Source organism: Dictyobacter halimunensis, assembly GCF_036245075.1.
In genome coordinates this window covers 1-13,485 of sequence record NZ_BSRI01000002.1, presented here as the reverse complement: position 1 = coordinate 13,485, position 13,485 = coordinate 1, and the positions used below count along the sequence as shown (strand labels likewise).

11 protein-coding genes are annotated in these 13,485 nt (G+C 46.7%); 7 read left to right on the top strand and 4 right to left on the bottom strand.

Going from position 1 to position 13,485, the window contains the following annotated elements; translation table 11 throughout:
- Positions 1-75 precede the first annotated feature (75 nt).
- Positions 76-1,104, top strand: coding sequence for a Gfo/Idh/MocA family protein (locus AABA21_RS14120; protein ID WP_338251080.1), 1,029 nt, complete (start codon positions 76-78; stop codon positions 1,102-1,104).
- A 105-nt stretch (positions 1,105-1,209) separates the two neighbouring features.
- On the opposite strand, the gene AABA21_RS14115 is transcribed toward AABA21_RS14120, so the two are convergent.
- From AABA21_RS14115 to AABA21_RS14100, 4 genes are all read right to left on the bottom strand, one after another.
- Positions 1,210-2,163, bottom strand: a complete 954-nt coding sequence (locus tag AABA21_RS14115) for an LLM class F420-dependent oxidoreductase (protein ID WP_338251078.1) — start codon at positions 2,161-2,163, stop codon at positions 1,210-1,212.
- Between the two features lie 152 nt (positions 2,164-2,315).
- Positions 2,316-3,782 (bottom strand): rhamnulokinase, encoded by a 1,467-nt coding sequence (locus AABA21_RS14110; protein WP_338251076.1) that lies wholly within the window; start codon positions 3,780-3,782, stop codon positions 2,316-2,318.
- Positions 3,776-4,996, bottom strand: coding sequence for an L-rhamnose isomerase (gene rhaI, locus AABA21_RS14105; RefSeq protein ID WP_338251074.1), 1,221 nt, complete (start codon positions 4,994-4,996; stop codon positions 3,776-3,778). Before rhaI ends, AABA21_RS14110 begins: the two co-directional genes overlap by 7 nt.
- 61 nt (positions 4,997-5,057) lie before the next feature.
- Entirely contained in the window at positions 5,058-5,876 is an 819-nt protein-coding gene (locus AABA21_RS14100) for a DeoR/GlpR family DNA-binding transcription regulator (RefSeq protein ID WP_338251072.1), read from the bottom strand.
- Positions 5,877-7,102: 1,226 nt separating this feature from the next.
- On the opposite strand from AABA21_RS14100, the gene AABA21_RS14095 reads away from it, so the two are divergent.
- From AABA21_RS14095 to AABA21_RS14070, 6 genes are all read left to right on the top strand, one after another.
- On the top strand, positions 7,103-8,278 hold the full coding sequence (locus AABA21_RS14095; protein WP_338258443.1) for a sugar ABC transporter substrate-binding protein: 1,176 nt from the start codon (positions 7,103-7,105) through the stop codon (positions 8,276-8,278).
- 295 nt (positions 8,279-8,573) lie between these two features.
- Positions 8,574-9,407 carry an ATP-binding cassette domain-containing protein gene (locus AABA21_RS14090; protein ID WP_338251070.1) on the top strand — a complete coding sequence of 278 codons (834 nt, stop codon included), beginning with the start codon at positions 8,574-8,576 and terminating at the stop codon, positions 9,405-9,407.
- Positions 9,407-10,666 (top strand): sugar ABC transporter permease, encoded by a 1,260-nt coding sequence (locus tag AABA21_RS14085; RefSeq protein WP_338251068.1) that lies wholly within the window; start codon positions 9,407-9,409, stop codon positions 10,664-10,666. The genes AABA21_RS14090 and AABA21_RS14085 overlap by 1 nt, the downstream gene beginning before the upstream one ends.
- Positions 10,667-11,554: 888 nt before the next feature.
- Positions 11,555-12,439, top strand: a complete 885-nt coding sequence (locus AABA21_RS14080; protein WP_338251066.1) for an alpha/beta fold hydrolase — start codon at positions 11,555-11,557, stop codon at positions 12,437-12,439.
- Positions 12,440-12,756: 317 nt separating this feature from the next.
- Positions 12,757-13,215 (top strand): hypothetical protein, encoded by a 459-nt coding sequence (locus AABA21_RS14075; protein ID WP_338251064.1) that lies wholly within the window; start codon positions 12,757-12,759, stop codon positions 13,213-13,215.
- Positions 13,216-13,230: 15 nt separating this feature from the next.
- The coding region (locus AABA21_RS14070; protein WP_338251063.1) for a hypothetical protein at positions 13,231-13,485 on the top strand (255 nt) is incomplete at its 3' end.

Here is a 13,485-nt window from a genome sequence, read left to right as displayed (position 1 = left end):
AATTTTCTCCATGATACGCAAGCCAGGAGCGTTTCTTGTACCTGATAGATGCGGAGTAAGAAGCAAGAGGTTAGCATGCAACAACAAAAAATACGCACCGCGTTGGTTGGATGTGGGGGAATGAGCGCGGCATGGCTTGAGGCTGTGGGCAAGATGCCTGAAGTGGAAGTTGTAGCTTTAATAGATATTTTTGAAGAGGCGGCCAGAAAGAAGGCCATAGACTTCCAACTATCAGACGCTATCATTGCCAAAGACCTGGTTAGTGTTTTTGAGCAGACGGAGGTAGATGCCGTCTTCAACTGCACCATTCCGGAGGCACATTATGAAGTCACTATGACAGCACTGAAGCATGGGTGCCATGTCTTAAGTGAAAAGCCACTGGCCGACTCAATGGAGCACGCCAAAGAAATGCTGGCAGTGGCCCAACAAGCCGGGAAAATTTTTTCAGTTATTCAGAATAGACGTTATGAACCACAGATACGCCGGGTCAAACATTTTCTGGAGCAGAAAACCATAGGTAACATCACGACTGTGAACAGCGACTTCTATATCGGAGCTCACTTTGGTGGCTTCCGAGACCATATGAAGCACGTATTGCTACTGGACATGGCCATCCACACCTTTGACGCGGCACGGCTCCTGATTGGAGCAGATCCAGTATCCGTATACTGCAAGGAATGGAATCCCAGCGGTTCCTGGTATGATCAAGATGCATCGGCTATTGCTATTTTTGAAATGGCTGATGGCACTATCTACACCTATCGAGGCAGCTGGTGTGCCGAAGGATTGCCCACGACCTGGGAATGCGACTGGCGCGTGATAGGTGAAAAGGGAACGCTGACCTGGGATGGAGGGAAAAAGCAACTGGCTCAGATCGTCAAAGAGACAGGTAGCTTTATTTCAGCGTACCAGGATATAGAAATACCAGCGTATGAAGCGACCAACGTTGGCGGTCACGCAGGATTAATTCGTGAGTTTTTTGAGTGTATCCAAAATAATACCCAGCCCGAAACGCAAGCTTCTGACAACATCAAAAGCCTGGCCATGGTTTTTGGGGCTATCGAAAGCGCGGAATCAGGGAAAGCAGCCACAATCAGCTGGTGAACGGTTTACTCCTATAGTCATAGAAACGGGCAAAGAGAGGTGATGAAGCACGAAAAGGCGAGCCATGTGCATGGCTCGCCTTTTCGTGCTTCATCACCTAAAGTATCAGGAGTTTTGCATGCACTGCTGTGCGAATAGGCGCAGTGACTCCAGATTGGTTGCAGCATCTACAAAGTGAATGATTAATTCCTGAATGCCAGCCTCTTCATATTCAGCCAGACGTTGACGAATCTGTTCAGGCGTGCCTATTAGACTTATCTTGCGTAGTTCTGCCAGATTCGCGCGCTCTCTCTGTGTTAACTTCGCAATGGCTTTCTCCTCAGTCTCAGCAATAGCGCACACATCGACGATCGCGGTACGGCGGATGCTATTGAAATCACGACCTAGAGTCTCACAGTGATTTTTCAAGACCTCCAGTTTATGCTTGATATTAGCAATATCACCACCAACGTTACAAGCATCAGCATATTGAGCAACAAGTTTCAAAGTAACCTTCTCTCCACTGCCACCAATAAGCAATGGGATATGTGGTTTCTGAACTCCTTTGGGCTGATTGATTGCGCCCCGGACCTGATAGTACTTACCCTCAAACGTAGCCTCTTCCTGGGTCCACATCGCCAGAATTACCTGGATGGCATCGCGCAAGTGGCGCAAGCGCTCAGGGGCATCGGGATACTCATATCCATAAGCTCGGTACTCATGTTCATACCAGCCTGCACCAATACCGAAATCGAGGCGACCATGTGAAAGCACATCGACCGTGCTAGCCATCTTTGCTAGCAGAGCCGGATTTCGATAGCTATTACAGGTCACAATCTGACCGATACGAACGCGTTTCGTATCGCGTGCTAGAGCGGCGGTGCTGGTCCAGCATTCGAATGTAGCCTCCTGGGTAGGGGTTGGTACTGTATGGAAGTGGTCATAGAGCCAGATCGAATAATACCCCAGGGCTTCGGCTTCCTGAGCCACGCGGGTCATCGCCTCATAGGCCTCAACTGGATCAGTGATCTCAACAAGGTCCATACGCCATCCCTGGGGAACAATAACTCCATAATCCATGGTAATATAAGCTCCTTCATTTTCATTAATCTGGAAAATAAGGTCATCACAACCTATATCTTATCAGCCTACGACATCTACGTGAGAAAGCGCAAATCGGCATAGCATCCCTTTAGGTGCAATATCTATTTGATGCGTAATTGAGGATCCAATCACATGATCTGGCAAAAACGCGTATATGCAGCCTCCCAGTGTGCCACCTCAAGCGGTTCATACGTGTGAATAGGGAATGATTGCCGAACAAGGAAGCGAGCCTGTTGAAGATTTACAAGATGTCCAAGAGCAATATATTGAACAAGTAAATTACCGATAGCGGTTGCTTCTACCGGACCCGCCCAGACTGTGCGGCCCAGCGCATTTGCAGTATATTGGCACAGAAGGGTATTCTGAGAGCCACCTCCAACGACATGCAATCCTGAAAAGCGTTTCTGCACAAGATTCTCGATTAGTTCCAGTACATAACGGTAGCGCAAGGCAAGGCTTTCAAGGATGCAGCGAATGATCTCCCCCGCTGTTTGCGGCACTTGTTGTTCTGTTTGCTGACAATACGCCTGTATCTGACGAGGCATATGAGCAGGGCTCATAAACATAGGATGATCTGGATTAATAAAGGAACGGAACGCGGGTGCATCAGCAGTCAGTTTTTCCTCATCTGCAAAGGTAAATTGCAATCCTTCATTTTTCCAGATACGGCGACATTCCTGTAAAAGCCAGAGGCCGGTCACGTTTTTGAGCAGGCGGATCGTTTGATTAATGCCCCCCTCATTGGTAACATTTGCCTGCAGTGCCTGTGCACTAAGGATGGGTGAAGAGATTTCTGTCCCCAGCAAGGACCATGTACCGCTACTAAGATACGCAAAATCAGAGGTGGTGGCAGGAACAGCTACGACAGCGGAAGCTGTATCGTGTTCTGCTACAGCAACGACCTGTAGCGATGGAAGGCCAACTTCTGAGCTGATAGCTGGGAGCAATGTTCCAGCTAGTGTACCAGGACTGACTGGAGATTGAAACAGCTGAGTTGGGATATCTAACTTCTGCAAGAGATCCATATCCCAATTGCGGGTGATTGGACTGCACAACTGAGTTGTAGAGGCAATCGTCCACTCGCTTAAGCGTTGCCCCGTCAGAAAGTAACGTAGCAGTTCTGGTATCAGAAGTAGCGTCTCGGCTTGACCAAGCAACAGTGAAGAAGAACTTTGCAAGGCTGCCAATTGATAAATAGTATTGAAGGAAATGAATTGAATGCCTGTACGCTGAAAGATCTCAGCCTGAGGAATTTGCTGAAAGACCTGTTCCATGATGCTACTGGTATGACCATCACGATAATGATAAGGGTTACCAAGAAGCTCACCTTGAGCATTCAACAGACCGAAGTCAACCCCCCAGGTATCGATGCCCATGCTTTCAATGTCGGTATGACCTTGCAAGCGCGTCTGAATTAATCCCTGTTTGATTTCGTGGAGCAAGCGTAGAATGTCCCAGTGCATATGCTGCAGCACATGCACTGGCTCGTTGGGAAAACGATGGGTATCAATGATAGTAAGTTTATCTGCATCAAGCTGACCAACAACTGCGCGTCCGCTGCTCGCTCCTAAATCGAAAGCGAGAGCTTTTACCAACTTGCACCGCCTTTACCGCGAGCAAGAATGCGCTGACCATAATCGCTCTGTAAATAAGCGCGCATTGGATCTACTGGTACTCCTATTTCTTCACGAACAGCATATAGAAGAGGAGTGACATCAAATTCAAAAGCTTCACGAACAGCATTCTCGGCAGCCAGAACATCTTGCTGTTCCTGGGCGCGCTTCACAGCGGAGAAGTCGATCAAGAGTGCTTTTGCGAACTGTGTTTGAACGTTCAGGATTGAGCGGATCATAGCTGGGATCTTAGGTTCAATACAATGGCTCTGATCAATCATGTACGCAATGTTCGCTGCCGTCTGACGGACTCCCGCATCATTAGCTCGAGAGGCATCGAGAATCTGGTAAAAAATCAAGAAGAGCTCATAAGGATTGGTTGAACCCACAATCAGATCGTCATCGGCATATTTACGGCTATTGAAATGGAATCCGCCTAATTTTTGCTCATCGAGGAGATAGGCCACAATCTGTTCGACATTGGTTCCCTGAGCATGGTGACCAGTATCAACCAGCACCTGAGCCTGCTCACCCAATTTTAATGCCATATTATAGGCCATCCCCCAATCGCCGAGATCAGTGTGGTAAAAGGCGGGCTCAAAGAATTTATATTCAATGAGTAAACGCATATGGGGATCCATCGCCTGATAGATCTTTTGTAAAGAACTCAGAAGCCGATGTTTACGCTCACGGATGTTATCCTGCCCAGGGTAATTAGTGCCATCAGCGAGCCAGAGGCTAATTAAAGAGGATCCGGTTGCGCGAGCGATATCGACGCACTCAAGTACATGATTTACTGCCTGGAGGCGAATATCTTCATTAGAATTGCAAAGGCTACCAAAAATATATGCATCTCCCTGAAAAAGGTTGGGATTAATCGCGCCAAGGGTGAGTCCTAGTGACTCTGCATGGCTGCGGAGCTGATCATAGTTCTCAACCTTATCCCATGGAATATGCAAAGCAACTGAAGGACATGCACCTGTCACGCGATGAACTTGAGCGGCATCTTCAAGTTTTTCGAACGGATTGCGAGGAACGCCAACCTGTTGAAAAACCTTAAATCGCGTGCCTGAGTCGCCATACCCCCATGAAGGGGTTTCAATCTTCAAAGCCTTAATCTGTTGTTTCACCTGTTCAAGATCGATGCCACGATCGGCCTGCTGCTGCTCAAAAAATGTGTATGCTGAAATCCCCATTGACCGCTACTCCTTCCTTGTACTAGCGATAACAGACACGTAGTATTAGTGATACCAGACCCTAAGCAATCCAGACCTCGATGCCCTGACTACGTACTTGCTCAACCATATTGGTGGGAGCTTTCGCATCAGTAATAATTAACTTCAACCGTTCAAGAGGACAAAACGTAGCAAAGGCCAGATGACCCCATTTGCTATGGTCAACAATAGCAATAACCTCTTTTGCAGCCTCAACAATAGCGCGTTTCAATTCCACTTCCTCCCCATTCACATCAGTAAGACCCTCAGTAGGGGAAAAACCACGGGCGCCTACGAACGCCTTACTGATATGAACCTGCTGCAAAACAGATTTTCCCCACGTTCCGATGAGAGAGAACGACTCATGACGGAGCATACCGCCGGGAATGAGAACGGAAATACCTGGAGTATTGATAAGTTCCATACCGATGCGTAAGCCATTGGTAACAACCGTTAATTCGCGCTTCGCCTTCAAATACTGGGTCATAGCAAGGGCGGTAGTGCTGGCATCCAGTGCAATGGTTTCACCATCAAGCACATAACTGGCTGCGGCTGCACCTATGCGTTCCTTTTCGTTATGCTGAAGTTTCTCGCGGGTATCGAAGCCCATTTCCAACGAGTGGCTTGTTGCCAGAACAGCACCTCCATGGGTGCGTACTGCAACATGATGGGCTTCAAGCCAGGCCAGGTCTTTGCGGATGGTTACCTCTGAGACAGAAAACAACTGACTTAACGCAGGAACGGTTACACGCTGCTGTTCTCCTAAAATATGTGCGATTTGCTGTCTTCTCTCATTTGTAAAGAGGGATGAACCAGCTGTTAACGCAGCAGGAGCATATGCCTTTTCCTTTTCTATGTCCATGTACTACTTTTCTCTCTGCTTTCAGTTAGTTTCGATGTGTTTCATTTACTTGTAACATATTCTGTCAAGTTTGTCAATCCTTCTTTTTTCGTAACTGCAGGTATCTTTATTATGTATAAGACCACAAAGGAGGGAGAAATGGAAGGCACATAAAAAAATCGGAACTTTTTACCCATTTTGGCAGAGGTTAACTGTAGCAGGTGGTAAATGTTATTCGCTAAAAAACTTAGCGTGCTGTGCTATCCAGAACATACCGAGTCAGGGTAAAAAGACCCCAGATCTAATAGTTGTTGTCAATTTGATGGATCTATATCTTGAATATCTAGAAGTAGCCAATCGTCTTTTAAAAACTGCAAGATGCACAGCGCACAAGAGTAAGCATTTTAGCGATTGACAATACTGATCGTTTAATGCATATTTGTAGCGAAATAGATATAAGAGTAATAGAGGTGTGGAAACCTCTTGACTCCATTAATCGCAGAACGTTCGCTACATAATAGGGTAACAACCCTTGAGACGATAAATGCTTGCATTAATAGTAAGCAAACAATAGTAATGCATGATATATTTGTCCGGCGAGGTTTCATTTTTAGCGAATGAGCATAATTCGTAAGATCAGTTTATTGACAAACTATTATGGCTGTGATACATTTCCACTGTTGGATATATTGTCCGGATTACCAGGAGCAGTGTAGCTCTTTGGTAGTGTTTTCGTAACTTCTTCAATTGGTTCGTATTTAGACCTTGCATATATTAAAGGACCAGTTTCGCAGAATAGCTGTACATGTGTGATGCTGATATACGAAGAAGGCACTGCCTACCATTGGGTTACAAAAAGCTTGTGTGGAGTGCATGTTTGTAGCTTATGGATATGGGAGAATGTAATACGCGTATACGAGTATTATCTAGTGCGGCGTAATGGATCCTAAGACATTGTTGTCCGATGGCGATGTTCGATACACCTAAGAAAAATTGAAGGATAGAACTTCACGATTCTAACATGCTTGCTAGCAAGATGTGAAGCAGAAGAGTGGGTTTTATCTCATTTTTATAGAGCGTATTGAAGAATTCCATATTTTAATACGAAATTATAGCTTAATAATGGCTAGCTGTGCTCCTTAATATCTGTACAGGTAGAAATATGACCTATGGGGAGTTGTGAAAGCGTTCATTAGAAATTCACCATTGGCGTGTTTTTTTAGTAGAAGAAGACACAGGTGATTTTTATGGAGAAAGGTTTCAAGATGAAACTCTCAAAGGGTCAACGCGGCAAATGGAGCCTCATGGCAGGCATCCTCTTATTTACTCTCCTCCTATCAGCTTGTGGTAGCGCTAATAACAGTGGTAACACAAGTTCTTCGACCCCCACCACGAACGGTGGAACTAACGGCAAAGATTGTAAAAAGATTGGTGTCTCCTTCCCAGAGACCAATACCTCATATCGTTGGGACAACCAGGACAAGCCACTGCTCATCAATGCTTTGAAGAGCGCCTTGTCTATTACCGACAGCGACATTCTGTACAACAACGCTAACGGCAGTGCAGCAACCCAGCAGACGCAGGCAGAATCGATGCTGACGCAGGGTGCATGTATCCTGGTGGTAGCGCCTGCTGACAGTAAAGTGGCATCAGCCATTGTCGATAAAGCTGCAGCGAAAGGTGTGCCAGTCGTTTCTTATGATCGTCTGATCGCCAACAAGAAAGTTACCGCATATGTCTCCTTCCAGGGTCAGGATGTTGGTAAACTGCAGGGCGATTACATTGCTAAGCACTACCAGCAGTATGTTAAAGAGAACGGCACCACTAACACTGTTCTTATCAACGGCGCACAGACTGACAACAACGCAATTCTCTTCAAACAGGGCATGCATACTTCTCTAGATCCCCTGTTCAATAACGGAACCCTGAAAAACGTTTATGAGCAGTTCACCGACTGGACCGGCCCTGTAGCCCAGAAAGACATGCAGGCTGCCCTTTCCCGCACCGGAAACAAAGTTGCTATTGCCTATGTCGCTAACGACAACATGGCTGACTCAGTTATTGCGGCACTCAAAACTGTTCACCTGGATAAAAAAGTGCTGGTAACTGGTCAGGATGCTGCCCAGGTTGCTATCACCAACATTTTGAACGGTGAGCAGGCAATGACTGTCTACAAGCCGTACAGCAAAGAGGCTCAGGACACTGCCAAAGTTGTAGCCGCGATTAGTAAGGGTGATGATATTAAATCCATTGCTACGGATACATCTACAGAGCCAACTTCTGGCGCGTCAGTTCCTTCGATTCTGGAAGCTCCTATTGCAGTTGACATCACCAACGTAAAAGACACCATTATTAAAGACAATTTCTACACCAAAGATCAGGTGTGTAAAGGTGTTCCAGCTGGTGCTGGTGGCGTCTGCTAAATAGTACTGTAGTTTGATCGAGGTGGCGACAGGTTATATTTAGCGCAGAAGCGTATACATAAACGAGGCTAGCGAAAATATGGTCCGTTCCACCTTACACTGCAGAACACAGCTCTTGGACCTATAGAAGCCCTGGTACCGTGTTCAATGACGTGTATCAGGGCTTCTATATTGTCAGTAGCAAGAACGAGAAGCAGAAGAATTGCGCCTCATGAAGGTGTAAAAAAGTAAACAACTATATAGTTCTTGTTAATGTAGCTGTCCTCTTTTCTTTTTACTTAACAGAGAGGTTTATATGGCTGAGAACAAACAACTGCCAGAGAGCCAGAACGAAAAAATAGCGACCAGAGGGGCAGAGCCTTTACTGCGTATGGTTGGCATTGGAAAGACCTTCGGTGCCGTCAGAGCTTTATCTGGTGTAGATTTTGAAGTATACTCAGGTGAAGTAGTTGCTCTTGTGGGTGACAATGGAGCCGGTAAATCGACCCTAGTCAAAACAATCTCCGGAGTAGGGCCAGCGGATGAAGGCGAATGTTTCTTTGATGGGCAGCCTGCCATCATCAATAGTCCTCAGGCAGCGACGAGACTTGGTATTGAAACTGTCTATCAGGACCTGGCCTTATGTGATAATTTAGATGTCACCTCGAATCTTTTTCTAGGACATGAGATCCGCACGCCATACAGAACGCTTAATTCCACTGAAATGGAAAAGCGTGCTCTAGCTGTATTGAAGACTCTGGATGTAAAGATTCCTTCTGCACGAGCACTAGTTGCTTCACTATCAGGTGGACAACGCCAATCCATAGCCGTAGCCAAAACTATATTGCGCCAGGCAAAACTCGTCATGCTAGACGAACCAACAGCGGCCCTGGGTGTTGCCCAAACTCGCCAGGTGCTTAATCTTATCAAACGCTTGAGGGATCAAGGTTTAGCTGTAGTAGTGATCTCGCACAACATGATCGATGTCTTCGAGGTTGCAGATCGTGTGATTGTGATGCGCTTAGGGAAGCGTGTAGCAACCTTTGATGCCAAGAATGCTACAAGCGGCCAGGTTGTAGCTGCTATGACAGGCGCAGATTATAGCACTGTAAGCGGAGAGAAGGCTAGTGCCATGGGAGGAAATGAGTAATGAGTGATACTGTAGAAAAACATGGGGCAGATGCCAGCACTGAACAAACTCAGGTAGCGGCGAGCACGGTAGAAGTCCCCAGCTATCAGCCTCGTCAGACAATTGGTCAAATGCTGAGGAACGACCTGGGTTTTCTACCAGTTCTGTTAACCTTGATTTTGATTGTTGCCTTCTTCCAGATTTTGAACCCGATTTTTTTGCAAGGTGAAAACTTTACGAATATCCTCTTGCAAAGCGCCTCGCTAGGTATTTATAGTTCAGGCATTGTACTGGTGCTTTTGTTGGGTGAAATTGATCTATCGGTGGCGGCTGTGGGAACGTTATGTGCGGTGGTCATGGCTATTCTTACCGAGCGCCATGGGTGGTCAGCTGGACCAGCGATCCTGATTGCGTTATTGATAGGTGCTGGTGCAGGTCTGCTGAATGGTATCTTTGTCGCGATCCTTCGAATTCCTTCATTTATTGTGACGCTTGCTTTTTTTATTGTATACTCTGGTTTACTTCTTTTCCTTCTAGGTTCCCAGACAACGCAGAGTGTAGGAGATCCCTTCATTCTTTCGCTGGCGGGTACACCGGTCAGCTACTTTACGGATGTTCTGGGCGTAGGTTTGCCTACACTTGCAGTATTGGCATACGTTGCCAGCCTCGTTTATGACTACTTTACCCGTAAAAAAGCTGGCTTACGCACAATGTCAATGACGCGGCTAATTGTGCAATCAGTTGTAGCTATTGCTATTGTAGAAGTTGTAGTAGTTTTGCTTGAGAATTATCAGGGCGTGCCTTACTCCATGGGCATTCTCTTTGGACTCATTTTACTACTATGGTTGGTGTTAACTAAAACTTCATTTGGTCGTCACATCTACGCAGTTGGTGGTAATGCGGAGGCTTCCCGCCGTGCAGGTATTAATGTTGTAGGTATTAGGATTGCCGTTTTTGTGCTATGCTCAGCGATTGCTGCAGTTGCTGCTATTGTTGACACGTCGAGACAAAATGCGGTAGCCAGTGCTATTCCCTCCATGTTGCAGTTGGACATTATCGCGGCAGCTGTTATTGGTGGTGTCAGTCTGTTTGGTGGTCGTGGTTCGATCTGGGCTGTGATATTGGGTATGTTCATTGTGCAGTGTCTGGATAACGGCCTGTCACTGCTAAATCAGACGACAGATGTACAGCAGATGGTTGAAGGGTTGGTACTGATTCTGGCAGTCACTTCCGATGCTTTAATTCGTCGTGCGCAGACTCGTAGCCGCAGCGGCAAATAGTAGGTCTTTGTAAAGGGTATATATTGTGCATGATGTTTGAATTTTACATCAATATATATCCTTTCAAATCTTGTAGATGTAAAACCCCTGAGAGCTGATTAAGGATTGGCATACTTTATGCTCCGCAACGTCCAGTGGGAGCATAGAGATCACATAGCACACGAGGAGACTTTGAGGTCACCTCTGTAAACTTTGCTGTATGGTCATGAGCCAGTGTCAAACTGACCGGAGAGCCAATATGACCAACTGTACTTTTTAAGACGGTTCCATACGCGACATTTCCTTGAGCCTGTGTGAATTTAAGTTCCATTCTGATGCCGGAGATAATAATATTCTTTTGTATTACGTCACAGGGTTGGGGGGTATTTGCATTACACCAGCTATAGGCTCGAGCTGTATAGGTTGCGTCCCCATTAGCCTGGATAATTAAAGCTGCCCCATGACTATACCATGTGCCAGCGAAATCTTGCAGCCTACTATCAGGGCTTGAAGTTATCTGTGTTGTGCGAGGGATTATGCTAGGATGAAGTGCAGACACCTCAGTGCGGCTACCTGTAAAAAAGAGCGCAATAAGTACGATCATTGCGCTTAGTACTATGAAGTGTAGAGGAATAGAATGAGGCTTCATAAGCTGCGCCTTTACTTATAATTGATGAGTTTGTACATATGATCCGCAGTAAAAGTGAACACCTTACAGGAACATTTATCCTCTTACAGATAGTATACTCTCACGGATTGCAGATTTCCAAATGAGCGAGTGGCAAGATGAGCTTCCTGGGTGATATATAGAGCCTTACCCTGGTACAGTTAATTGAATTATAATAAACTGTGATTGTGCGTATTCATATAGTAAGAATGAATGTACGAAAGTAAAGGGGTGATAAATGTATGGCACGCTATAATGCAGAGACGCCTGGAATATGGGGGGAATTTACAGATGATGTGAATATCCCACGCAAAGACGAATATATAATTCTACAAGATGGTTGTCAGTTATTTGTCAGATCCTGGCAGAAGCAAAATGCTGACGTGCTTTTAATTCTTCATGGTTTAGGAGGGCACGGAGGATGGTATGTTGATCTAGCTAATGAATTATATATTCGTGGCTTAACGGTATATACCGTGGATCATCGAGGATTTGGCAGATCACAAGGACATTCCGGTCACATAGATGTGTATCAACAATATGTGCAAGATATAGTAGAGGTCATTGCCGAAATTCATCAACGTCATCAATCTGCCAAAGTATATCTCCTGGGGCATAGTATGGGGGGTATCTTTGCGACTTATGTCGCGGCTGATTATAGACACCTTCTCAGTGGTGTGATCTTCTTGAATCCATGGATACGAGATGGCAGTCGACTGTCGTTACGAACGACCTTGTCTATTTTGATTGGAGGGCTTTTTAAATCTCGTCGCCGTTGGCATGTGGCAGGAGGGTATGATGGAATGACGACAAATCATGAGGCTGCACGCATGTTAGAGGAAGACCCTTATTGGGTAAAAGAGCTTACAGCGACATTTCTCGTTCAGATATTGCGGATGCGTTTGGGAGCGATGAAAAGAGCGGAAAGTGTTGTTATACCTGCTCTGGTGTTACAAGCTCAAGAGGATAAAGTGGTTATTATTGCGGCTACTCATGCTTTCTATGAAACTTTAAAAAGTAAAGACAAAGAATGGAAAGAATACCCCAATTGGTATCATGATACTGAATTTGAAGCTGATAGAGTATTACTAGATGATGATATTGTAAGATGGATAGAATCGCATTGATAAAATTGCGATATGAGCAAAACTATTTCCGATCAGATGATAACATATTGATTGTTTCGTAAAAGTGAAAGTGAAAGTGAAAATACCCTGAATTCTTTTTTTCGTGGTGGCCTGGGGAGAAGGAGGGAGGGGAGAAACGGGAGGGAAAGCGCATGGGGAGAGGAAGGAGGCGGGTGGAGGCAGGAGAAGGAGCGCGCAAACAGCGAAGAAAAAAAGCACACCACATAAAAATGGAATTGACGGTGCCAGCTTCCTTGTGTAATGCTTTGATCGATAGATGAGATGAATTTGTGAACAAAGAGTGAGAGGGGAACAAGGTGAGCAGGGCTGGTCACCGTGCCGGCCCTGCTCACTGCTGTGTGAGAGGAAGCTGGCCGTTATGGCTCCAATGGTGTGCGCAGGAGGGCAGCCAGCAGGGAGGTGTGGATGGTGCCATGTGGGGAGGAAGTGAGCAGGAGATCGGCGTCGACCTGCTGGGAGCGAGGCAGGGGCATGGCCTGCAGGGGTGTCCAGAGGGCATCGGTTGCGGTGTCATGCAGGCCGAGCAGAGCGCGTTGTTGTGTGAGCGAGGGGCCGGAGTGCTGACGGTGGAGGTGGAGGGGGGGACCGAGAAAGCCAGGAGTGCGGGCGGCGAATGGATGACGATGTGTCGCGAGCTCGAGGCCGTCTCACGTTCCTCTGGATGTGCCAGGTCCTGTGTGCAGCCGCCCAGTGCTCGATGGTGTGAGGGTGTGCTGCGGGGAAAGGCTGAAGGGAATGGGGGGATGCGAAAGTGAAAAAGGATGCCCGACGTGATCTGTATGGTGTCTGATCAGCCGTTGTCTGGACCGGGCCTGCGAGAGGAGAGCGGATTGGTTCTCCTCTCGCAGTGCCCTGCGATCGTATTTGATTGTGGTGTGTGTGTGTCTCGTTCCCCTCCACCCGGGGCGTCAGATGATCTGGCGCCCCGGGTGGAGGCGTTCACACGGCATGCCTCGGTGTCGAGGCAAGAAATGGTGCGTCTGTCTCCTCCTGCACGTGTTTGTATCATGCTCCACGGAGAAAGG

Excerpts from the sequence above, each read along its gene's own strand:
- AABA21_RS14080 (WP_338251066.1), top strand. The coding sequence starts at position 11,555 with ATGGCACGCTATAATGCAGAGACGCCTGGAATATGGGGGGAATTTACA.
- AABA21_RS14095 (WP_338258443.1), top strand. The coding sequence starts at position 7,103 with ATGGAGAAAGGTTTCAAGATGAAACTCTCAAAGGGTCAACGCGGCAAA.
- rhaI (WP_338251074.1), bottom strand. The coding sequence starts at position 4,996 with ATGGGGATTTCAGCATACACATTTTTTGAGCAGCAGCAGGCCGATCGT.
- AABA21_RS14120 (WP_338251080.1), top strand. The coding sequence starts at position 76 with ATGCAACAACAAAAAATACGCACCGCGTTGGTTGGATGTGGGGGAATG.
- AABA21_RS14100 (WP_338251072.1), bottom strand. The coding sequence starts at position 5,876 with ATGGACATAGAAAAGGAAAAGGCATATGCTCCTGCTGCGTTAACAGCT.
- AABA21_RS14085 (WP_338251068.1), top strand. The coding sequence starts at position 9,407 with ATGAGTGATACTGTAGAAAAACATGGGGCAGATGCCAGCACTGAACAA.
- AABA21_RS14115 (WP_338251078.1), bottom strand. The coding sequence starts at position 2,163 with ATGGATTATGGAGTTATTGTTCCCCAGGGATGGCGTATGGACCTTGTT.
- AABA21_RS14090 (WP_338251070.1), top strand. The coding sequence starts at position 8,574 with ATGGCTGAGAACAAACAACTGCCAGAGAGCCAGAACGAAAAAATAGCG.